The sequence below is a fragment of the Kouleothrix sp. genome (assembly GCF_046328425.1).
Lineage (GTDB): Bacteria > Chloroflexota > Chloroflexia > Chloroflexales > Roseiflexaceae > Kouleothrix.
This window is the reverse complement of sequence record NZ_JAXLWP010000029.1, coordinates 18,758-40,820: the sequence shown is the minus strand read 5'-3', so window position 1 is coordinate 40,820 and position 22,063 is coordinate 18,758. Positions and strand designations below refer to the sequence as shown.

Sequence of the window (22,063 nt, the reverse complement as noted above, 5' to 3'; positions counted from 1 at the left end):
TCTGATGGGTAACCGCATTCACACCGAGGTTATCCATCACTGGCAGTCACAGCAGATCGACGTCGACATTTTGTGCTTCGATGCCACGGTTGGCCACGCCACGCACGAAATCCTCGACGGCATCCCGGTGTACCGGCTGCCAATCAGCCGATCGTTGGCCGAGAAAGTGCTGAACCGCGCGGCCGACCCGCTGGTGCACTACCCGTACTTCCCTGGCCTGTTCCGCGCGTACCGGCAGTTTCTCGCGCAGCATCGGTATGATTTTGCGCACGTCGAAACCGCGTTCCCGTTGGGCGTGGTGGCCAGCCGCATGCCCGCTGGCCTGCACCCGCCATTTGCCGTCACGCTGCCCGGCGCCGATGTTATGGGCGAGCCGGCCTACGACTACGGCTACGGCCGGTATGCCAGCGTGCGCCGGCTGCTGAAAGGCGTCTGGCGCGAGGCCGCGCTGATCCGCGCCGACTCGCGCTACATCCGCAGGCGCGCAATCGAGCTTGGCTGCCCACCCGAGCGCGTCGTCGCAATTCCCTACAACATCACCGACGGCGACTATCCGCCGGACGGCCGGCCCACGGCCGCGCTGGCATCCGAGGCGCGCGCCGCAGTGCTCGCGCGCCACAGCCTGCCGCCCCAGGCGCGGATTGTCCTGAGCCTTTCGCGCCTGCATCCTTTCAAAGGGGTGGAGTTCCTGGTAAAGGCCGCCCCAGCGGTGCTGGCCGCAGCGCCCGACACCTACTTTGTGATTGTGGGGCCACGCCGCAGCACGCCGCGCTTCGGCGACTACGCCGGATATCTCGAGCAGATCGCGCGGGAACAAAACGTGGCCGCGCGCGTCTTACTCATAGGCGCGCTTCCCCACGAGCAGGTTCCACAGTACATGGCTGCCGCAGACGCGGTGGTGGTGCCGTCGGTGATCGAAGCGCTCAACCGGGTGGCGATCGAGGCGGCGGCGCTCGGCACCCCCGCGGTGGTGACGCGCACGACCGGTATTAGCGAGTATATGGCCGAATGTGGGTATGGGCTCGTGGTGGAACCTCGCTCGCCCGAGTCGATCGCCGCAGCCCTGCGCGTGCTGCTGACCGACCCGGATCGCAAGGCCGCAGCCGGGGCGCGCGGCCCCGCCATGGCCGCGCAGTTTCGCTCGGAGCGCATCGCCGCCGAGCTGCTGGCGAGCTACCAGCAGGCGCTGGCGGCGCCAACCAGCTAGCGCCAAGGCAGCGGCGAGCAGCTTCGCCGCCGCACCGGCCGGCCCGGCCGGCAATTCGTGCGATTGCACATTCCTTAGGGAGGAGCTTTATGAATTCACTACGCCACTGGATACCACGCGCCGCCGCGCTGCTCGCGCTGCTCGCCGCCCTGGCTGCGTGCGGCACGGCGCCAACTGCCCAGAGCCAGTCGGGTACGGTGGGCGACGCGCGTCCGGCCGAGAACAGCGCGCTCGACCAAGATCTGCTGCGCCAGGTCGACGCACAGATCGCCGCCGGGAAAGCCCGCGGCGACGATGTCTCGTCGGCCCAGGATCTGCGCGACTCGGCCGTGAGCCTGGCGCAGAAGGGCAGCGCCGCCGAGGCCAACGGCAACCTCAAGCTGGCCGCCCAGCTCGTCGGCGTGCTGCGCCCGCTCGGCGATGCGCCCACCGCCGCGCCGGCCAAGCCCATCGCCAGGGCGCCCAAGCCGGCCGCCAGCGGCGATGAGCAGGGCACCACGCTGCTCGACGCCAAGTTCGACACCGACCAGGCGATCGCGGGCTGGGAGCTGGTTGGCCCGAGCATCCCCGACGGCAAACCGCTCTGGAAGGTCGTCGACGGCACGCTGATGCAGCAGGGCGTCGAGGGCGTGATCACCTCCGACGAGCAGACCGGCCTGGTAACCGGCGACCCGAGCTGGCGCGATGTGACCGTGCGCGTGAGCGCGCTGGCGCGCGACACCCGCGAGCTGGGCGTGATTGTGCGCCAGCAGGGCCAGAGCTTCTACCGCTTCCGCGCGCTGGTGTTCGGCACCGGCACGAACCAGGGCAACCTCATCCTCGAAAAGGTCGTCGATGGCAATGCTACGCAGCTCGCCAGCTTCGACGGCCCCGAGCTGAATGGCGACACCTGGTACACCCTGGCGGTCAGCGCGCGCGGCTCGACGCTGCGCTGCTATGTGAATGGTAAGCTGGTGGGCAGCGCCGACGACGCAACGCTGAGCGCGGGCCGCGCCGGGGTGAGCACGCTGGCGATGAATGGCGCGTTCTTCACAAACCTACAGGTTATCGGGAGGTAACTGTGCGCATACTGCAAGCAACATCCAGCCCATTCCGCCACGTGCGCGTTCTCGCCGGGCTGCTGATGGCCATGGCCCTGTTTCTGATACCCGCCGCCCGGCCGCCGGCCACGCAGGCGCTGGGTAAGATCATCGACCAGCAGAATATTTCGAATACCGGCACAGTGCAATCCGAGGCGCCGCAGATCTCGATCGGCGGCGGCGTGATCGGCACCAGCTGGGGCGAGCGCACCGAGCTCACGAATGGCAAGGTCGGCACCGATACCACCGCCATCGGCACGCCATTCCCAAGCCCCACCTTTTTCAATGTGTTCGGCACCAAGGTCGCCTTCCAGTGGCCCGATACCGCTATGGACGCGAGCGGCAACATGCACGTGGCCTACATCGAGGGCAACAGCATCTACTACAAGATCAAGCCCAAGGGCGGCTCGCTTAGCTCGCCGCGCTTCGTGGCGAACAGCGACTTCCCCAACCCCGTGCGCATCGCCGTCGGCGGCGACGGCACGATCTGGGTGGTGTGGCGCAATAGCAGCGGCAGCTCGGTGTTCTACAAGCGCTCGAACGACGGCGTCAAGTGGACCAACGGCAGCGACGGCGGTGTTGTTGCCAGCCAAAGCGGCAATATGATCTCACCCGATGTCGCCGTCGGCTCCGACAACATCGCCCACGTTGTATGGTCTGTGAGGGGTGATGCGTACGTGGCCGACTGGAACGGCACCAAGTTTTCCGTCAGCGCAATTACCACTGACGGTGCCGGCAATACAACCTTCGACCAAGATCCTGCCATCACGGTCGATCCGCAAAACACGCTGCACGCGGTCTGGCGCAAGAAGCTGAACGCAGACGGCACCAACTGGGCGATCTACTACGCCCGCCGGCCCGCCGGCAGTGGCTGGCAAAACTACACCAGCATCTCCATCACCAATGGCGACGCGGGGTATGCTCCCGAGATCGGCAGCGACCAGGTAGGCAACCTGTATGTCACCTACTCCACCCCGGTGAACGCCAAGCAGCGCCAGGTGATCTTCTGGGGCAAGACGCCCACAGGCCAGTGGGACGGCCCGCTGCCGCTGCCGCTGGTCGGCTGGGATAGCCGTAGCGCAGTAACCGGCAGCAACGGCGACGCGCACATCCTGTACCAGACCGAGAAGCGCTCGGACCAGGGCGAGATCCAGTACGTGCGCGTGGCGTTCGCCTCGAGCGCCAGCATCGGCGCGACGCCCAAGATCGACGGCGGCAGCCCGAACAACCGCGACCCGCTCAGCGTCTCGTTTGAAGGCGTCTCCGGCGACCCGAAAGAGATCCGCTGGCGCTGGGGCGCCGCGCCAAGCGACGCGGCCAGCGACTCGAACGGCTGGCAGACTTTCACCAACCCGATCTCGATCGGCCTGCCCGCGAACATCGACAAAACCGTGTGCCAGAACCTGACGCTGTTCACGCAGGTGCGCAACGGCACGCTGGTGCAGACCACCGCCTCGCAGGTGTCGCTGCAGTTCGACAAAGAAGCCCAGGCCAATGTGGTCGTCGAGAACCCGTTCCTGGCCGGCCTACCCAAGGCCACCGGCGCGCAGACCTCCGACCCGTACACGAGCGCCACCGACGGCGCCTACGACGGCGACCCCGGCTATACGCGCATGCCGCAGTTCTTCCTGAGCATCACGAACAACAACGACTGCAGCGGCCTGGCGTCGTTCATCGTGCCGGCGAGCAGCACCAGCGACGTGATCAGCAACGGCAGCTACGAGAAGCGCGTGACCTTGCCGCAGGGCAGTTTCCCGAACCCCGGCACGAAGATGCGCGTCGACGTGGTGGTGTCGGATCGGCTGGGCAATATCACAAACTACCCGAACGACATCATCTACGACCCGGCCAACACCAACCAGAACGGCACGCCGAACACCGACGGCCTGCCGGTGCTGGCGAATGGCGGCAGCGTCGCGGCCGACAACGTCAACAGCATCATCCGCAAGCTCACGTTCCAGAACATCAGCGTGAACGACACGGTGTACGGCCAGTTCGAGAACCTGCCGGCCGGCCGCCAGTTCTGGGGCGCGTGGATCGCCAACTCGACCACCCCGGTGGCGAACCCGAACTCGGCGAACCTGCAGTGGTTCCCGGTGCACGTGCCCACGCCCGGCGCAAGCTTCACGCTCACCTGGAACCTGTTCAACGGCATCGCGCCCGACCAGCGCACGACCGGTACCTACTACATCTACGTCAAGTTCCTCGACGGCGCCGGCAATGCCACGGTCAACACGCTGCCCGCAGCCCAGGCGCAGCTCTCGGCCGGGTTTAGCGTCCCGACGCTGTACCTGACGCCGATCACCAAGTAGCGGGCCGCGGCCACTCTCGCCCCCGGGCGCGCCATAGCGCGGGGGCGAGGGCACACCCCAACTCGGCAGAGCCTCGACGAGAGCCTGGGAAGCATGGCATCCCAGGCTCTCACTCGATCGAACACAGCTATGCGCCTTGCCTATATCGCCTACCCCACGAGCCTGACGCTGCGCTCGGCCAACGCCATCCAGACGCACACAACGCTGCGCGAGCTGCGGCAGCGCGCGCCCGACACCCTGGCAATCATCCCGCGCTGGCTGCGCGAGCCCTCGCGCTTTGCCGAGGTCGGCGCCGTCCACCTGCCGCGCCCCGCCGTCGGCAAGCTTTCGCGGCTGTACCGCTCGACGCTGTGGTACTACGCCGAGCGCTCGATCTTCGCCGCCATGGCCGCCGCGCTGATCGCCGGCGAGCGCGCGCGCGGCCGCCCGGCCGCGGTGGTGTACGTGCGCGAGGCGATCTGCGCCGGCTGGTGGGCCGCGCTGTGGGGGCCGCTGCTGCGGCTGCCGGTGATCTACGAGGCCCACGACCTCGAAAGCTGGAACCCATCGCGCGCGAAAGAGCGCTGGGCCCAGCCGCTGCTGAACCTGCTCGACCGCGCCGCGCTGACGCGCAGCCAGGCCGTGGTGTCGCTCACCGCCGAGTTCCGCCAGCTGCTGGCGCGCATGGGCTGGCGCGCCCCCGCCGATGTCGCGGTGATCGCCGACGCCTTCGACGACGCGCAGATCGCGCCGGGCGACCGCGCCGCCGCACGGCGGCAGCTCGGCATCGCCGAAGACGCCGCGCTCGTCGCCTACAGCGGCATGACCTTCGCCTACCGCAAGCTCGACATGCTGCAGCAGGCGTTTGCCCAGCTGCGCGCGCGCTGCCCCAATGCGCGCCTGGCGCTCGTCGGCGGGCGCCCGGCCGAGATCGCGCAGCTGCGCGCCCAGGCCGCCGCGCTGGGCATCGACGACGCGGTGATCTACGCCGGCCAGATCGTGCAGGAGCAGATCGCGCCATACCTGCACGCCGCCGACGTGCTGGCGATCCCCGATACCGTCACCGACGTGACGGCATCGCCGCTGAAGCTGTTCGAGTACCTGGCCGCCGGGCGCGCCGTGGCGCTGCCGGACATCCCGGCGCTGGCCGAGGTGCTGCCGCCGACGATCGGCTACTACTTCCGGCGCGGCGACGCGGCGGCGCTGGCCGAGGCGCTCGAGCGCGCGCTGAACGACCCGGCGCGACCCGCGCGCGAGCAGGCTGGCCGCGAGGCCGTGGCCGCGCACACCTACGCCGCACGCGCCGAGCGCATCCTGGCGCTGGCGGTGGAGGTGGCCGGGAAGTATGGTACTATAGCGGCCTGAGCAGCACGCCTAGAATAGACTTTTAGGGCTTACACAGCTGCATTGTTCGGCAAGATGGTTCGCTGCGCTCACCATAACAATGGTTCGCTGCGCTCACCATAACAGGAGTTACGCAGTGCGCGTTTTTGCCTGCGGCAGAGCGGTACTTGTTCAGGAATGCTGCTCAGAGCCTGTTTGAAAAGGGGGTGCCCGAGGGGCTATGCCCCTCGCACTTCCCCTCCGGCGGGTGGCGGCCACGAATGTGGCCGCCACCCGCAGAACAAGTGGATACTTGGAGGGACTTAGTCCCTCCAAACCACCCTTTTCAAACAACTTCTCAGATTTTCGCGCTTTGCGCGAAAATCTGAGCACAAAGGAAACGTTGTTGACACAGTACTTATGCTGTCGGCGTATTGAACCCCTGCGCCTTTCTTTGGTACGGGCGCGATAAAGCGCCCCGCCTTTGCACGCGAAATTCACAATACCATGACATCACGTAAGATTATCGACGACTACGGCCGGGCCATGCCCGCCGACGGCAAGCCGGCCTACTTCCGGCTGCACCGCTTTCGCTTCCAGAAGCTGCTGGCCGCGCTGCCGCCGCCGCCCGCGCGCGTGCTCGAGGTTGGCACCACCCCCGGCCAGTTCACCGAGATCCTGCGCCGCGCCGGCTACGAGGTCGCGGGCGTCGACCTGTTCCCCGACCAGCGCGCCGAGCTATGGCGGCGCCTGGGCGTCGAGGTGCGCTTCTGCAACCTCGACGAGCAGCCGCTGCCCTATGGCGACGCCGAGTTCGACGCGGTGGTGTTCTCCGAGGTGATCGAGCACCTGGTGGCGTCGCCGCTGCCGGCGCTGCGCGAGATGGCGCGCGTGCTGCGGCCCGGCGGGCGCCTGGTGATCACCACGCCAAACCAGCACTACATCAAGAGCCGCCTGAAGACGCTGTTCGACGTGCTGCTCGGCCGGCCGTTCGAGCCATTCGCCGAGTTCGAGCGCGCCATGCGCCTGGCTGGCCCGCAGCGCTACTACACCCACAGCCGGCTGTATACGCTCCAAGAGCTGGCCTGGCTGGTCGAGCAGGGCGGCATGCAGGTGGCCCAGGCGCGCTACGCCAACGCATGGGAGCAGGTGGGCGTCGAGGCCGCGCGGGCGCTGCGCCACCCGCTGCGCGTGGGCGTGAAGGCCGGGCTGTGGCTACTTACCACCGCCTTCCCGCGCTGGCGCTCGATGCTGCTGGTGGTTGGCACAAAAGGCGTGTAGCATGAACAACCACGCCGCCCAGGCGCCTAAGCAGCGCGGCTCCACGGCGCGGCGCACTGGCTTCGCCGCGCGCGGCTGGCTCGTGCGCGACCGCGGCGCGCTGGCGATTGTGGTGCTGTTCGTGGCGCTGCTGCCGATCAGCCTGCCGCGGATCTACGCTACCGACGAGGTGCAGTACTACGCCTACCTGCGCTCGGTCTACTTCGACGGCGACCTGGACTTCCGCGACGAGTACGAGCACTTCGCCGCGATCGGCGAGCAGCAGAGCCCGCCCGACCCTGCGGTGCGCAACGCGCTGCTGCGCCCCGACGCCCAGAACCCCAACCCGCGCACCGGCCTGCTGCGCAACGTCGCGCCGATCGGCTCGGCGCTGCTGTGGTCGCCAGGCTTTGTGGCCGCCGACGCGGCGGTGCTGGCGGCGCGCGCGCTTGGCGCAAACGTGGCGCGCGACGGCTACTCGCGCCCGTATATCTGGGCGGTGTGCTGTATGTCCGCGCTGTACGCGCTCGGCGGCCTGCTGCTGACCTACCGCCTGGCGCGGCGCTACGCAGGCGCGTTTGCCGCCGCGCTGGCGACGATCGGCGTGTGGCTGGCTAGCCCGCTGGTGATGTACACCTATATTCTTATGCCCTGGTCGCACACCGCCGGCTTTTTTCTGTTCGCGCTGTTCCTCTCGATCTGGCTGGGCATCCGCGATGCCCGCCCGGCCGCGCTGCGCCAGTGGGCGCTGCTGGGCCTGGTGGGCGGCCTGATGACGATCACGCGCGAGCAGCTTGGGCTGCTGCTGCTGCTGCCGGCCGCCGAGGCGCTGTACGATTACGCTGCGGCGCTGCGGGCGCGCGATTGGCGCGCGGCGCGGGCGCTGCTCGCGCGCCACGCGCTGTTTCTGGCGCTGCTCGCGCTGGCGCTGCTGCCGCAGCTGGTGGTCTACCAGGTGCTGAACGGCCGCCCGACGCCGTCCTCAACCGTCGGCGGCAAGCTGGTGTGGTGCAGCCCGCACTTCATCGACACGCTGGTCGATTTCGACCCGCGCCCCAGCCCGCTCTGCCCGATTGCCGGCGATATCTCGGCCGGCTTCGCGCCATTCGCGCACGGCGCGTTCCTGTGGGCGCCGATCCTCGTACCGGGGCTGCTGGGGCTGGCGCTGCTGGCGCGCCGCGACCGCGCGCTGGCCGGGCTGCTGCTGCTGGGCTTTGTGGCGCAGACGTATATCAACGGCGCGTTCGGCACTACCTGGCACCTCACGCGCTCGTTCGGCTTCCGCCGGCTGATTGAGTGCACGCCGATCTTTGTGCTCGGGCTGGCCGCGCTGCTCGAGTGGTGGCGCGGGCGCGCGCCGCGCCGCGCGCTGCCGCTGGCGATTGTGGCCCTGCTGATCTACTGGAACATCGGCCTGATCGCCCAGTGGACGTTTGTGCGACCCGAGCTGCGCAATGGCCTGATCTGGGACGGCATGCTGTACAACCAGTTCGTGGCTGTGCCCGGCAAGGTGCTGGCCAAGCTCGACGACGTGGTGTTCCACCGCTGCCGCCTCGCGGCGAACAAGACCTGCTGACCCCAGACGAGCGCCGAGGGCCGGATGTGGCTCGGCGGCGCGCCCTGTGGCCGAAGCTCGGGAGCGCTATAGCCGCCCCCCGGGCTTCTTTTTTTCCCGCGCGTCTGCGCCGGCCTCCACCGCAGCAATCTTGCACAACCAGGCGAATTCGCTCGTCTTCTCCCACCATTGGAAATCATTTACTACTACGCAATTTCGTAGCCATTTCGTGCACAAATAGCTTACGACATCGCAAAAGGCCCATGCTACTCTACCGTAAGTTAGCCGTTGGGTTTTTCGAGGTGGTATTTCATGCGAAAATGGTATGGATTTGTTGCTTTTATTGGCTATGTTGCATCTGTATGCGCAATCTGCGCTGCGCCCGCGCCGGCGGCGGCCGAACAAAATCCGCCCCGCTTCGCCTTCAGCGTCGACCGCGCCGGCCTGGTGTCGCTGCCACTGGCGGCACTGCCGGCCGCGGCCGACCCGGCGATGCTGCACGTGCGCCGGCGCGGCCAGGAGATCGCCGTGCAGATCAGCACCGGCGCGATCCAGTTTGTCGCGGCGGCCGGCGAGGGGCCATACACGCGCGCGGCCAGCTACACGGTCGGCGAAGAAGCCACGCCCGGCGCGCGCGCGCCGCTGCCGGCGCTGATTGCCGCGCCGCTGGCCTGGGAGCGCGACGAGCTGTACCAGCCGGCCGCGCGCAGCGACCGCGGCGACCGCTGGTTCGCGGGCGAGCTGCGCGGCGGCGCGCCGCCGCTCACCGCGACGCTGACGCTGCCCTACGCGCTCGCGGCCGGCACCGAGATCGAGCTGCACCTAGCGCCGCTGGCGCGCCGCGATGGCCACCGCGTCGAGCTGAGCCTGGCAGGCGCGCCGGCCGGCGCCGCCTACTGGGACGACGACTCCAGCGGCGCGGCTGTTACCGCGACGCTGCGGCTAACCCAGGCGCTGCCGGCCGGCGCCGCCGAGCTGAGCCTGGCGCTGGCGTCGGCCGGCGCGCCCGAAGACGCCGTGCTGCTCGACCGGATCGTGCTGCCGGGCGCGCTCGCGCCGCTGCCGATGCTGCCGACGCCCGCGCTGCGCGCCGTGGCGGCGCACGACCTGCGCGACGGCCCCGCGCCCGGCCGGCGCGGCGCGAGCTTCCTGATCGTCGCGCACCCGGCGCTGCGCGAAGCGCTCGCGCCGCTGGTGCAGGCCCACGCGGCGCGCGGCGACAGCGTGGCGCTGCTCGATGTGGGCGATGTGTACGACAGCTTCAGCGATGGCGAGCGCGACCCTGCGGCGATCCGCGCGCTGGTGCGCGCCGCGCTGGCGGGTTGGAGCCCGGCGCCGCGCGCGCTGCTGCTGGTGGGCGCCGGCTCTGTGCGCATGCGCGCCGACGCCGCCGGCGACCCGACGCTGATACCGCCGTTTCTGCTGGAGGCCGACCCAAAATACGGCGAGGTAGCCTGCGACAGCTGCTTCGCGCGCGTGGCGCCGGATGTGCGCGCTCAGCTGGTTCCGTCGATTGCGGTTGGCCGGCTGCCGGCGCGCACCGCCGACGAGGCGCGCCTGCTGGTGGCCAAAGCCGTGGCGGCGCTGAGCGCCCAGCCGCCGGGGCTGTGGCGCGGGCGCGCGCTGGCGCTCGCCGACAACGCCTACGAGGCCGACGGCACAGCCGACCGGGCGGGAGATTTTGTGGCAGTGGCCGAGCGAGCGCTGGCGCTCTTGCCCCATCTGCGCCCCGAGCGGTTCTTCTATGCCCCCGAGCGCGCCGCCGCCGCGCCGTTCTACCACGAGCCCGAGCCGCTGCGCCGCGCGCTGTTCGGCGCGCTCGACCAAGGCGCCGCGCTGCTGCTGTACGTGGGCCACGCCTCGCGCTGGCAGTGGGCGTTCACAAGCGCCGACGCGCCGACGCCCTACCTGGCGAGCATCTACGACGCCGACGCGCGGGTGAATGGCGCACGCCTGCCGATCCTGCTGAGCATGGACTGCCTGAGCGGCGACTGGGCCAACCCGCAGGCGCCGTCGATCGACGAGCGGCTGCTGCTCGCCGCGCGCGGCGGCGTGGCCGCCGCGCTCACGCCTGCCGGCTCGGGCGTGAACACCGGACACGAGCGGCTGCTGGCGGGCGCGCTGCCCGCGCTCGCGGCCGGCCGCAGCCTGGGCGAGGCAGAGATTGCCGGCATGGCCGCGCTCGCCCGCAGCGGCCGCGACGCCGATTTGCTGTTCAGCTATAGCCTGCTCGGCGACCCCGACACGCGCCTGCCCGACGCGTGGCCGGGTGTGTACATCCCACTCGTTCGACGATAAGCAGCGCTGGAGGAGGGACAGCGCTGATCTGCGCGCGTGCCTGCCCGGCACGCACTGCTACCCGTTTGCGGCTCGCAGCCGCCCTTGGACGCGAACAAAGGATATACCGTGACAACACCATCCGCCGAGCGCCGCAGCTCGCAAGGCGTGGCCGTCATCTCGATCAAGCGATCGGCAATCGCCGGCACGCTCGACCAGGCAGGCATACACTACCGCGCGCTGCTGCTGCAGGAGGGCGGCGCGCTGCCGCCGATGCGGCCGCCGATCGTGCTCGATACATCGGGCATGGCGCCGCTGGGGCTGGCGCGCGCGCTCGAGAACCTGGCGCGCGGGCGGCTGCACGCCTGGAAGAGCGGCAGCCGCATCCCAGTGATCGCCGTCGCCGGCCCGGCCGCCTACGCCCAGCAGCGCCTGCTGGCGTGCAGCCCCGCCGTCGTCGCGGTGCTGGCCGAGAACATCGACCCGCGCGCGCTGATGCTGTGCGTGCAGCGCTTCGCGCATCCCGACGACACCACGCACGGCGCGCTGTGGTGTGGCCTTGGCGCCCCGCCGCTGCCCACGCTCAAGCCCGACCTCAACGGCCTGCTGATCGCGCTCAGCGGCGCCGCCAAGCTCGACGACGTCGCCGCCGCGTGGAATATCTCGCGCGCCACGCTGTTTCGCCGCCTCGACCCGATCTGCGCCGCGCTGGCGATCGAGCGCCCGCCGCCGGGCTGCCCCGCCGAGCGCTGGCTGGCGACACTGCTCGACGCGCTGGCCAGGCCGTTCTGAGAGGCTGTCTGAAAAGCCTGTGTACCACCAAGGCACCATGGCACCAAGCGGTTATCCGCAGAGAAAGCGCCAGCACACAAAATCTTGGTGTCTTCGTGTCTTGGTGGTTACTGCTCATAGAGCGATCATCCACTCAAGCTCGACGCCGGTATGGCTCGGGATCAAAAACGCCCCTGCCGGGGCGCTGGCTAGGTGCGCTTTGGATAGTGCCCCCAGGGAAATTCTGTAGCGCCGCGCTACGACCCAAAATAGTACCTTAGTCCTAGCGGCGCGTTAGGTAGCGCCACGCAAGTTTGATACTTCGCGCGTGCCAGGGAGAGCACGTGATTCTCTATACTACAACGCAAGGGCACACATTAGCAGAAAGAGGGAACAATGCCGCAGATTATTGGTGTTGCCGCGCACGCAGGCCGCGACGAGTGGGTTTCGCCGCTACTGCACCTCCGCTGGCGCTCGCTCGTCGAGGTGAACCTGCTCGAGCCGGTGCCGAACGTCCCGGTGGACGTGTGGATCGTGACGATCCCGAAGGGCGTGGCGCCGGAGACGTACAGCGAGTGGCTTCAGAGGCTGCGCGCGCCGATCATACTGGTCAGCTACCAGCCGCGCGCGGCCAGCGCCCTGGCCGGCAGCGTGCCGATGATAGCGTTCGTGTGCCACCCGCTGCGCTTCGCCGAAGATGTGTTTAGCCTGGTGTACCTCGCCAAGCAGCGCACCGCCGGAACCAAAGTGCTTGACGCGCCCAAAGCCTGGCGCGAGCAGCTGCGCCTGGCCGCATAGCGCGCCTTCGGGGCAGAAGCTCGATCTTCATCGTACGGGCGCGATAGATCGCGCCCGTACGATGAAGATCAAACCTCGGAACGCCGTAGCGGCGCGATGCTATGGCGCCGGCGCATGGGTAAAGGGTGCGCGTGGCAAAAACGGCGCACCCGTTAAGGGCGCGCCGCGTCGCAACAGTTGAGTATTAAGGTAGCCGCTCGCCGAGCGCCAGCGTCCACAGCCGCCCGTTCAGGCCAATACCGATATCGTAGACATAGCCTTGGCTGGCATAGTAGCACGAAAGCAATGTTCGATTGTGATTTGGCGATACTTGCCAGTCGTGAACAACCTGCTGCGCGGTGTCCTGACCGGTAGCAATATTTTCACTGGCTCCGGGTATATATCCGCGGTGTTTATACCACTGAGGATCTTCTACGGCGCTGTGCTCGAACACACGATGTTCTTGCATATAGTCGCTCCACTCCTGCGCCGCGTCCATCAAGATCGGATTTTCGCTCGCGGTGGGGCAGCCATTCGCGGCGCGATACTCATTCACCAGCTGAATAACTTGGAGGCGCTTGGCGAGCGGGCTAACTGTTGGAGTAGCGGTTGGAGGAGCAGAGTGGGTATTGCTATTGTTAGCAATCGGCAGAAATACTCTGGTTGCAGCCCGTATGCCCTGAGCGTGTGCGCCAAGAGCAGATAACAACACAATCCAGCTGATCAACAGCGCGGCCGGGATGGGTTTCATTGGGCAACTCCTGTAGCCAGTACGCCGTCAACCTATGCTGATACTCACGAAGAACGTAGTTCGCCGCTTGATACATCCTGATAACAGGAAGCTTTCTCCATAGTTATCTGAACGGGGTACTAGGTCGTAATAATAAACGTCCATATATATTCGTGCAGTTACCACTATTTTTCAAGAGTAAAACACTAGTCCTTTTGTACCCTTCGGAATAGGTACCACCAACCAAACGTGATACTGCATAACCGTCTACAGCATACGAATCTATAGGAAAATAGTACTTGAGCTTGGTAAGCGGTCTCGTCAAAAAAAACTACGTTCATGTCTACCCGATAGCACACCTATCGCCAGGATCAAAAGAGGAGTTCTCTCGTGCGAATTTGTTCCAGCATCATCTTGAGCCTTGTTCTGGCTTGTTCGCTCGCTGGCTGCGTAAATACGCGCTCTGCGCAATATCCCAGTAGCAGTGCAGGATGGATTGTGACAGATCCAGCAGCCATGCTAGGCGCGTTCTCGCCGGTAGCGAGCCCCAACCCACCGGCGCCTGACGCGGAAGCGCTGGCGTTCTGGCGCACTCCTGCGACTACCTGGATTAGCATTGAGATGGGCCTGGTCGCGCGCGAGTATACTTCGCCGCCCCGTGCTGCGCGCTGCTATGCTCTCCTGGCAGCCGGTATCAACGACGCGCTGCTGGTAGCCGATGCCGCAAGCGCAAAAGGCACGCCCATATCCGACGACGCGGTGATCGCTGGTGTAGCCAAGCGAATCATGAGCTATAGCCACCCGCTACAGGCCGAAATGCTGCAGCAGCGCGCCGCCCAAGCCCGCTGGGCCGGCGTATGGCGCGGCAGTGCAACTATTGCCGCTGTGAGTGCGGGTGAGCGCATCGGCCAGGCGGTGGCCGAAAAGGTGATCGATTGGGCCCAGCACGATCACGCCGAAGACTTCACTCCATTCGCCGATCCGGCCCCAGCGCCAGGTGTATGGCAGCGTACCCCGCCGCGCTTATGGTCGGCGCTTGATCCGGGGTGGGGCAATGTTCGGCCGATCGCCATTCCTTCGGCCACGCAGATGAGCGCGAAAGCGCCGCCGAGCTGGGGCAGCGCGGAGTTTCGTGCCGATCGTGCGGCGTTTGCCGCTATACAGCAATCGCTTAACGATGCCGATCGCGCGCTGGCTCGGCGTTGGGCCGGCTCGATGGGCAGCGTCACGCCGGCTGGGCTATGGCTTCAGATTGCGCGCGCCAAGATTGAGCGCGATCAGCTCGATGAGCGGCAGGCCGTGAGTATCTACGCGACCCTGGCCGTGGCTATGCACGATAGCTTTATCGCCTGCTGGCAGAGCAAATACTCATACCTCGTCGCTCGCCCGATCAGCTGGATGCGCGAGGCCAACCCGGCCTGGCTTTCGATGCTCGAAACACCACCCTTTCCCTCGTACCCCTCGGGCCATGCCACTGTCAGTGGCGCTGCCAGCGCCGTGCTTGCGGCTTACTTTCCCAGCTATGCCACCGCACTACGGCAGATGGCCGAAGACGCCGCACGCTCGCGCGTTGTGGGCGGCATTCACTGGCCGATCGACGGCCGCAACGGCCTTGAGCAGGGCCGGGCCATCGGCAATTGGATTTTGACGCATCACCCCGGCTTGCCTAACGAATAAACTTCAGCCTGTATCTCCTGTGCCATCGTAGCTACATTCTTACCCGCATTGGAGGAGCGCATGTCTTCTGTTCGCCCCCGCTGGGTTGTGCTTGTGCTGTCCGCAGTCGTTCTATGCGCCAGTAGTATCCCCGGTGCACGGCCACAATTCTTGCCCGCGTCGCTCGAGACCGGGGTTGCTTCGGCTCAGATAATCGATGGCGGCAATTTTGGCAGCGCAGTGCCCTGCCTTGAGGCGCCTGATCAGTTCGTGACCGCCTGCTTTGCGAATACGCTCGTCAGCGATGCGGACTCAAGCGGCCACAGCACATCGCCGGTTGTCGTCAGCGATACCGCGCTGGTGCGCTTCAACAGCAGCGGAAAAACACCACTGGCGAATTTCGGCCAGATCGGCTCGGTCTATGGCATGGCCTACGACGACGGCAGCGCCAGCGGCATACGGCGCGTTCTGATCGGCGCATTCGCGCACCGAATGACTGGCTATGGCCCCGGCGGCGCAGGCGCAATCTACCAGTACAACCTCGCAACCGGCTCTGTGAGTCTGTTTGCGGCTGTTCCCGGTACGACCAACCGCCATGTGTTGAATGACACCAACGACGACCAGATTGCGCCTTGGGTTGGAAAGAGCAGCCTGGGCGACCTGGAGATTGGGCCAAGCGGCACGACGCTGTATGCGATGAACCTCGACACCCGCCAGATCGAGCGCTTTGACTTGCGCACTGGCGCGCGCCTCAGCCCGCTGTCGATCAGCATGGCCGCAATCAGCAGCGACCCGGCCGTGCAAACAGATCTCCGGCCATTCGCCCTCGAATTTCAGCCAGCCACAAGCAGCGTGCAACCGCCATACGTCTATGTCGGCATAGTCGACAGCGGCGAGCGCTCGCCCAACAACGTATACCCCACCGCCTACATCGTCGCGATCAATCCGCTCACAGGCGATCAGATCACTGTGCTGGCGCAGCCACTCAACGCCACGGCGATCGTATCGCGCTTCAACGATGGCGTGAATGCGGGGCAGGCAGCCTGGCACGCCTGGACACCAACCGGCAAAAATGCGCTATGGCCCATGCCGATCGTCTCAGACATCCAGTGGTCGCGCGATGGCTCGCTGATGCTGCTTGGGCTGCGCGATCGGAATGGCGACGTATACCAGGCAGATCTTGGCGACCAGTGGTGGCGTGTGCAAGAGCAAGGCGACGTACTGGCGTATCGCAACGTGGGCGGGACGTGGGCTTTGCAGACGCGCGCCGGAGCTGCGACGGCATCGGACTTTTTTCGCGATAACTATGTCGGCGTATCGTCGTCGACCGCGCATGTCGAAAACTTCATGGGCGCGCTGGCGCTCACGCTTACGGGCAGTGGCGCGGCGGCAGCCGAGCAAGTGATTGGCACCGCGATCACGCCACTCCAAGGAGGCACTGCTGGCGCCAACTGGTACAACCTGCGCCCCGACGCCTACGATCGGCAGGCAGCAGTCGAAATCTTCCCTGGGGGCGATCTGTGGAAATCCGCGACGCTGGGCGACCTGGAGAACCTGTGTACCGTGGCCTATATCGGCGATCGAGTGTGGAATGATGCCAATGGCAATGGCATTCAGGAGGCCGGCGAAGCCGGCATTGGCGGAGTGCTGCTGCGCTTGCTCGACAGCGCCGGCACGCCGGTAGCGCAGGCCACAACCGATGCTGCCGGCAGCTATCTTTTCGCGATCACACCAGGCCGCACTTACAGCGTGGAAGTCGCAGCCAGCAACTTCGCTGCCGGCGGGCAATTATTCAACCTGGTGATCGCCCCGCAAAATCGTGGCGGCGACGACAGCTCGGATAGCGATGCCGACCAGGTTACCCGCCGCGTCGCCGTGCCCGCGCAGTATCGCGATGCCTACACCACCACCTTCGATATTGGCGTTATGTCTACGGTACAGGCGAATGGCAAGGTAGGAAATTTCGTCTGGAATGATCTCAACGCGAATGGTGTTCAGGAAGGAAATGAGCCGGGTATTGGCGCTATAAATATCTACTTAATTAGTGCCGAAACTGGCTCAGTTACTGCGGCAACCAAAACAGATAATACAGGTAATTATCAATTTAGCGACATCATCCCTGGCACATACATCATCGAGTTTGCCCCTCCGGCCGGCGTGAGCGCGGCGCCGCGCGACGCCGGCGGCAACGACGCGCTCGACAGCGACGCCGACGCCAGGACGGCATGGCGCACGCCGCCCTTCACCGTCATCGCCGACACCGTCGACCGTACATTCGACTTGGGACTGCTGCTTGGCGCCAATGTCTGGGCAGGCAAATCCGGCCCTGCCACCGCGATCACCGGCGACCAGATCGACTACACGCTCAGCTACGGCAATAGCGGCGCTGCCACAGCCAGTGGCGTAGCGCTGGTCGATACATTGCCGTCAGGCTTGAGCTATGTTTCCGCCAATCCAGCGCCTAGCAGCATCAGCGGCCAGACACTCACGTGGAATCTTGGCGGGCTGCCTCCAGGCGGGGCCACAGCCGCTGGAAGCATCGCCGTGCGCGTACAGGTAGACGCTACCGCTCCTGCTAGCGCGACCAACCTCGCCACAATCAGCACGGCCACAAATGGCGACGATCCTTCTGACAACACTGCTGCCGTCAGCACCGCAATCCTACGGCCGAATGTCGTGGTGCATAAGCTCGGCCCGGCCGTGGCCACAGCCGGCGAGCAGCTAACCTACACACTGGCGTACAGCAACACTGGCGATGCGCCCGCGGCCTCGGTCGTGCTCGCCGACACTCTACCACCCGACCTGGCGTTCGTCTCGGCCAGCCCTGCACCGGCTAGCGCAAGCGGCGCGCTCGTCGTGTGGCAACTGGGCACATTGGCGCCCGGCCAGCGCGGCACGATCACGCTCGCCGCACAGGCCAGCCCACAGGCCACGAACGGTGTCGCCGCGCTCAATCAGGCCACGATCAGCACAGCCACGCCCGGCGATGCCCCTGGCGACAACACCAGCGAGGCCGTTACCGTGCTGCAGCGCGCCGATGTGCGCGTCGGCAAGAGCAGCCCGACGATTTTTCCGGTGGTGCCGGGGCAGGCGGTAAGCTACGATATCGACTACGCCAACGCCGGCCCGGCCACCGCGCGCGACGTGATGTTGTCCGACGCCGTGCCGCCACAGCTTAGCACGCTGAGCTGGCGCTGCGTCAGCGGCTGCGCAGCCAACGGCAGCGGCGACCTCGCGCTCGCGCTTGGCGACCTCGCGCCCGGCGCGACCGGGCGGGTGGTAGTAAGCGGCCTCGCGCGAACCAGCGCGGCGCGCGAAGATTTCGTCAATACCGCGACAATCGCCAGCAGCACCGCCGAGACCGACCTCGCCAACAACCAGAGCAGCGCGCCCGGCGCGGTGTGGACCAGCGACGTGCAGCTGATCAAGCTGGCCCAGCCGCGCGTGCTCGCCGGCGAGACATTCACCGCAACGCTGCTGTTCAAGAACAACGGCCCAGCCCCGGCAGCGAGCGTGACATTGAGCGACACCCTGCCGCCCGGCGTCGCGTACGTTTCGGCCAGCCCGACGCCAGCCAGCGCGAGCGGTACGGCGCTGGCGTGGGATCTCGGCCCGCTGGCCGACGGCCAATCCGGCAGCGTGGCGCTGCTGCTGCGCGCCGACACGACCCTGCCCGATGGCACGATGCTGCTGAATCAGGCGCGCATCGACACAGCCACCGCCGATCGCGACGCCGCCAACAACACCAGCAGCGCGGCCACGCTGGCGCTCGCGCGCGCCGACCTGGCGGCCAACAAATCCGGCCCAGCGCGCGCCGACGCGGGCGATCTGCTCAGCTATACGCTGGCGTACCGCAACAATGGCCCCGCGCTCGCGCGCGGCGTACTCGTCACCGATACGCTGCCGCCCGACCTGGCGTATGTGTCGGCCAGCCCGCCGCCCAGCAGCAGCGACGGCGGCACGCTCAGCTGGGCGCTTGGCGAGCTTGCGCCCGGCGAGGCCGGCACGATCAGCCTGCAGGCGCGGGCGAGCCTGGCCCAGGATGTGCCGCGCCGCGACGCCGCCAACACGCTGCGCGTCGGCAGCGCCACCGCCGATCCGAATCCCGCCGACAACACCAGCACGGCCGTCACAGCGATCGAAACCGCCGACCTCGCGGTGGTCAAGCGCTCGCCCGCGTTTATCGTCGCCGGCGCGCCATTCACCGTCACGCTCGACTATGCCAACGCCGGCCCGGCCGCCGCGCGCGATGTGACGCTGCGCGACCTGCTGCCGGCCGGGCTGGAATTGCTCTCGGCGAGCCCGCCGCCGGTTGGGCCAGGGCCGCGCTGGCGCCTGGGCGACCTGCCGGCCGGCGCGGCGGGCAGCGTCGCGCTGCTGCTGCGCGCCCCCACCAGCGCGATCTCGGGCACCACCTACACCAATGTCGCCACGATCGACGCGCCAAGCAGCGCCGACCGCGACCCTGCCAACGACGCCAGCAGCACCGTCTCGACGGCGCAAGCATACGCCGACCTGACGCTGCTCAAGCGCGGGCCAGCCGGGCCGATCCGCAGCGGCGATATGCTGACATACACGCTGAGCTTCCGCAACAACGGCCCCAGCCAGGCCATGGCGGCGCGCGTGCGCGACACGCTGCCGCTGGGCTTCAGCCTGCGCGAGGCTACGCCCGCGCCGGCGCTCGCGCCGGACGGCGCGCTGGAATGGGATCTCGGCGCGCTCGGCGTAGGCACCGGCGGCACGATCACCGTCACCGGCAAGCTCTTTGGCGACGGCGCCGCCTCCACCCGCGTGAACAGCGCGGCCATCGACAGCGGCACGCCCGACCCGCAGCCCGCCAACAACACCAGCAGCGCCAGCACGCTGGTGCAGCAGCCCGACCTGAGCGTGCAGAAGAGCGACGGCCAGGCCAGCGCCCAGCCCGGCGACACGCTCAGCTACACGATCACGCTGCGCAACACCGGCGCGGCCAGCGCCAGCGGCGTGCTGCTGCGCGAGACGCCGCCGCCCGGCGCGCTGGTGCTCGCAGCCGGCTGGACCGCGCAGGCCGACGGCAGCTACACGCTGGCGCTGGGCGACATGCCGCCCGGCGCGGTGGCCACACGCCAGTTCGCGCTGCGCCTGCCGAACCCGCTGCCCAACCCCAGCGGCCCGATCGTCAACAGCGTACTCGCCAGCGACGACGGCAGCGCCGGCGCCGACCCGACCCCCGACGACAACACCAGCAGCGACGCCGACACACCGCTCGCCGGCCAGGTGGGCGACACGATCTGGTACGACAAAGACGGCGACGGCCAGCAGGAAGCCGGCGAGTCCGGCCTGGGCGACGTAGTAGTGCAGCTGCTCGACGCCAGCGGCGCGGTGCTGGCGCGCGCCGCCACCGACCAGAGCGGCCGCTACCTGTTCGGCGGGCTGCGCCTGGGCGTGTACGGCGTATCGCTCGCGCCGGCCACGACCCAGAGCGGCCTGCTGCGCGGCTTCCGCTACACAACCTCGCCAACCCCGCTGGGCGCGATCAGCGCCGCCAGCCCATCCGACCTCGCGCTCGACATCGGGCTGCACGACCCCGGCAGCACCGACGTGGTGCTGGCCTACCTGCGCGCCGAGCAGGCCGAGGATGGCGCGGTGACGCTGCGCTGGCGCACGCTCGACGAAACAAACACCGCGCGCTTCAGGGTGCTGCGCGGCGCCGGCGAGCAGCTTGCCAACGCCGCGCCATTCGCCGTCGAGCCCTCGCGCGGCAGCGCCGGCGGCGACTACCGCGTCGCCGACGCGCACCCGCCATCCGGCGCGCGCTACTGGCTGGTCGAAGTCGAGCGCGGCGGCAAGGAAACCGCGTACGGCCCGCTGCGGCCGCAGCCGCTGATCGCCGCGCGCTCGCCGATCTACCTGCCGGTGATCCGGCGCTAGCGCGGCGCACGCCGCCAGGCGCACGCTCGCGGCCGGCCGCGAGCGTGCGCCCGGCGCCCACGGCCAGTTCTTTCGGCTATCGGCGAATGCTACAACCTTGCCAGAGTGAGGAGACCAATGCCCAACCACCACACCCGCTTCGTGCTGCTCGGCAGCCTGGCCGCGCTGGTGCCGCTGTATGCCGCGCTGGCAATCGCCGGCCCGATCCGCGTCTCGATCAGCGTAGCGCGCGAGGCCCAGCCCGCCGCGGCCGCGCCCGCGCGTGATATCGCCGCCACTGCGCCGCCCGCCACGCCGGCGATACCGACCGCGCCGCCCGCCACGCCGGCCCCGGCCGACACGCGCGTGCCCGCCACCGCCACGGCTACGCCGCCGGCCACGGCTACGCCGCCGAGCGCCACGCGCACGCCGCCGGCCCGCACGCGCGTACCCGCCACCGCCACGGCTACGCCGCCGGCCGCCAGCGCCACGCCAACCGCCGAGCCGGAGCGCCCGAACATCAGCATCGCCAAGTCGGCCGACCGCGCCAGCATTCACCCCGGCGAGGCGCTGGTGTTCACGCTGGTGGTGCGCAACACCGGCGCCGCCACCGCCCACGACATTGTGGTGAGCGACGTGGTGCCCGAGCTGTTTCAGGTGATCGACCTGGCCAGCACGCAGGGCGACGTAGTCGTGGCGGGCCAGACCGTCACCGCCTACCCCGCCACGCTCGCGCCCGGCGCCGCAGCGACAATCCGCATCACCGCCAGGGCGCGCCCCAGCGCGCCGGCCGGCCCGGCCCGCAACACCGCGCTCGTCACCACCAGCACGCCCGGCGACGACCCTGGCGACAACACCAGCACCACCGAGGTGTCGATCGCGCCGGCGCCGCGCCAGCCACAAGCGCCGCCGCGCCTGCCGCGCACGGCCGACCCCGACAGCCCCGCGCCGCTGCTGGTGTGGGGGCCGTGGCTGATGCTCGCGCTGACCCTGGCGTGCTTTGGCGCGACGCTGCGCTTCGCGATGCCACGCGCGCGCAGCGTACACGTACGCCTTGGCGCCGCCAACAGCGCGAGCGCATCGCGGCTCGATCTCGACGCCGACGCGCTGGTGGCGCGCTGGCGCGCCGGCGCAGCGCTGAGCCAGCTGGCGCGCGAGGTGGCCGAGGCCAACCCCGGCGCCAACGCCGTGCTGGTGTCGCTGGCGCTGTGCCAGCTGATCGACGACGCGATTGCTCGCAAGTAGCCA

The 22,063-nt window shown here is 68.0% G+C and carries 13 protein-coding genes; 12 read left to right on the top strand and 1 reads right to left on the bottom strand.

Going from position 1 to position 22,063, the window contains the following annotated elements; translation table 11 throughout:
- Window positions 1–4: 4 nt before the first annotated feature.
- The 9 genes from U0177_RS23175 to U0177_RS23135 all read left to right on the top strand — a co-directional run bounded on the left by U0177_RS23175 (window position 5) and on the right by U0177_RS23135 (window position 12,561).
- Window positions 5–1,207, top strand: coding sequence for a glycosyltransferase (locus U0177_RS23175; RefSeq protein WP_409573046.1), 1,203 nt, complete (start codon window positions 5–7; stop codon window positions 1,205–1,207).
- Between the two features lie 89 nt (window positions 1,208–1,296).
- Window positions 1,297–2,265, top strand: a complete 969-nt coding sequence (locus U0177_RS23170; RefSeq protein ID WP_409573045.1) for a LamG-like jellyroll fold domain-containing protein — start codon at window positions 1,297–1,299, stop codon at window positions 2,263–2,265.
- A 2-nt stretch (window positions 2,266–2,267) separates the two neighbouring features.
- Window positions 2,268–4,598, top strand: a complete 2,331-nt coding sequence (locus U0177_RS23165) for a hypothetical protein (RefSeq protein WP_409573044.1) — start codon at window positions 2,268–2,270, stop codon at window positions 4,596–4,598.
- A 129-nt stretch (window positions 4,599–4,727) separates the two neighbouring features.
- On the top strand, window positions 4,728–5,942 hold the full coding sequence (locus tag U0177_RS23160; RefSeq protein ID WP_409573043.1) for a glycosyltransferase family 4 protein: 1,215 nt from the start codon (window positions 4,728–4,730) through the stop codon (window positions 5,940–5,942).
- A 465-nt stretch (window positions 5,943–6,407) separates the two neighbouring features.
- Window positions 6,408–7,181, top strand: coding sequence for a methyltransferase domain-containing protein (locus U0177_RS23155; protein ID WP_409573042.1), 774 nt, complete (start codon window positions 6,408–6,410; stop codon window positions 7,179–7,181).
- A gap of 1 nt (window position 7,182) precedes the next feature.
- Entirely contained in the window at window positions 7,183–8,736 is a 1,554-nt protein-coding gene (locus U0177_RS23150) for a hypothetical protein (protein ID WP_409573041.1), read from the top strand.
- Between the two features lie 291 nt (window positions 8,737–9,027).
- Window positions 9,028–11,013 (top strand): C25 family cysteine peptidase, encoded by a 1,986-nt coding sequence (locus U0177_RS23145; protein ID WP_409573040.1) that lies wholly within the window; start codon window positions 9,028–9,030, stop codon window positions 11,011–11,013.
- Between the two features lie 108 nt (window positions 11,014–11,121).
- On the top strand, window positions 11,122–11,784 hold the full coding sequence (locus U0177_RS23140; protein WP_409573039.1) for a hypothetical protein: 663 nt from the start codon (window positions 11,122–11,124) through the stop codon (window positions 11,782–11,784).
- A gap of 375 nt (window positions 11,785–12,159) precedes the next feature.
- Entirely contained in the window at window positions 12,160–12,561 is a 402-nt protein-coding gene (locus tag U0177_RS23135; protein ID WP_409573038.1) for a hypothetical protein, read from the top strand.
- 184 nt (window positions 12,562–12,745) lie between these two features.
- On the opposite strand, the gene U0177_RS23130 is transcribed toward U0177_RS23135, so the two are convergent.
- Window positions 12,746–13,291 (bottom strand): CAP domain-containing protein, encoded by a 546-nt coding sequence (locus tag U0177_RS23130; RefSeq protein WP_409573037.1) that lies wholly within the window; start codon window positions 13,289–13,291, stop codon window positions 12,746–12,748.
- A 477-nt stretch (window positions 13,292–13,768) separates the two neighbouring features.
- On the opposite strand from U0177_RS23130, the gene U0177_RS23125 reads away from it, so the two are divergent.
- The 3 genes from U0177_RS23125 (at window position 13,769) to U0177_RS23115 (ending at window position 22,060) form a co-directional block, all read left to right on the top strand.
- A complete protein-coding gene (locus tag U0177_RS23125; protein WP_409573036.1) occupies window positions 13,769–14,947 on the top strand; it encodes a vanadium-dependent haloperoxidase in 1,179 nt (392 codons plus the stop codon).
- Between the two features lie 249 nt (window positions 14,948–15,196).
- Window positions 15,197–20,836, top strand: a complete 5,640-nt coding sequence (locus U0177_RS23120) for an SdrD B-like domain-containing protein (protein ID WP_409573035.1) — start codon at window positions 15,197–15,199, stop codon at window positions 20,834–20,836.
- Between the two features lie 117 nt (window positions 20,837–20,953).
- Window positions 20,954–22,060 carry a DUF11 domain-containing protein gene (locus U0177_RS23115; RefSeq protein WP_409573034.1) on the top strand — a complete coding sequence of 369 codons (1,107 nt, stop codon included), beginning with the start codon at window positions 20,954–20,956 and terminating at the stop codon, window positions 22,058–22,060.
- The last annotated feature ends 3 nt before the right edge of the window (window positions 22,061–22,063 follow it).

Coding starts and splice junctions, on each gene's coding strand:
- U0177_RS23155 (WP_409573042.1), top strand. CDS start 6,408: ATGACATCACGTAAGATTATCGACGACTACGGCCGGGCCATGCCCGCC.
- U0177_RS23145 (WP_409573040.1), top strand. CDS start 9,028: ATGCGAAAATGGTATGGATTTGTTGCTTTTATTGGCTATGTTGCATCT.
- U0177_RS23135 (WP_409573038.1), top strand. CDS start 12,160: ATGCCGCAGATTATTGGTGTTGCCGCGCACGCAGGCCGCGACGAGTGG.
- U0177_RS23130 (WP_409573037.1), bottom strand. CDS start 13,291: ATGAAACCCATCCCGGCCGCGCTGTTGATCAGCTGGATTGTGTTGTTA.
- U0177_RS23150 (WP_409573041.1), top strand. CDS start 7,183: ATGAACAACCACGCCGCCCAGGCGCCTAAGCAGCGCGGCTCCACGGCG.
- U0177_RS23175 (WP_409573046.1), top strand. CDS start 5: ATGGGTAACCGCATTCACACCGAGGTTATCCATCACTGGCAGTCACAG.
- U0177_RS23170 (WP_409573045.1), top strand. CDS start 1,297: ATGAATTCACTACGCCACTGGATACCACGCGCCGCCGCGCTGCTCGCG.
- U0177_RS23160 (WP_409573043.1), top strand. CDS start 4,728: ATGCGCCTTGCCTATATCGCCTACCCCACGAGCCTGACGCTGCGCTCG.
- U0177_RS23115 (WP_409573034.1), top strand. CDS start 20,954: ATGCCCAACCACCACACCCGCTTCGTGCTGCTCGGCAGCCTGGCCGCG.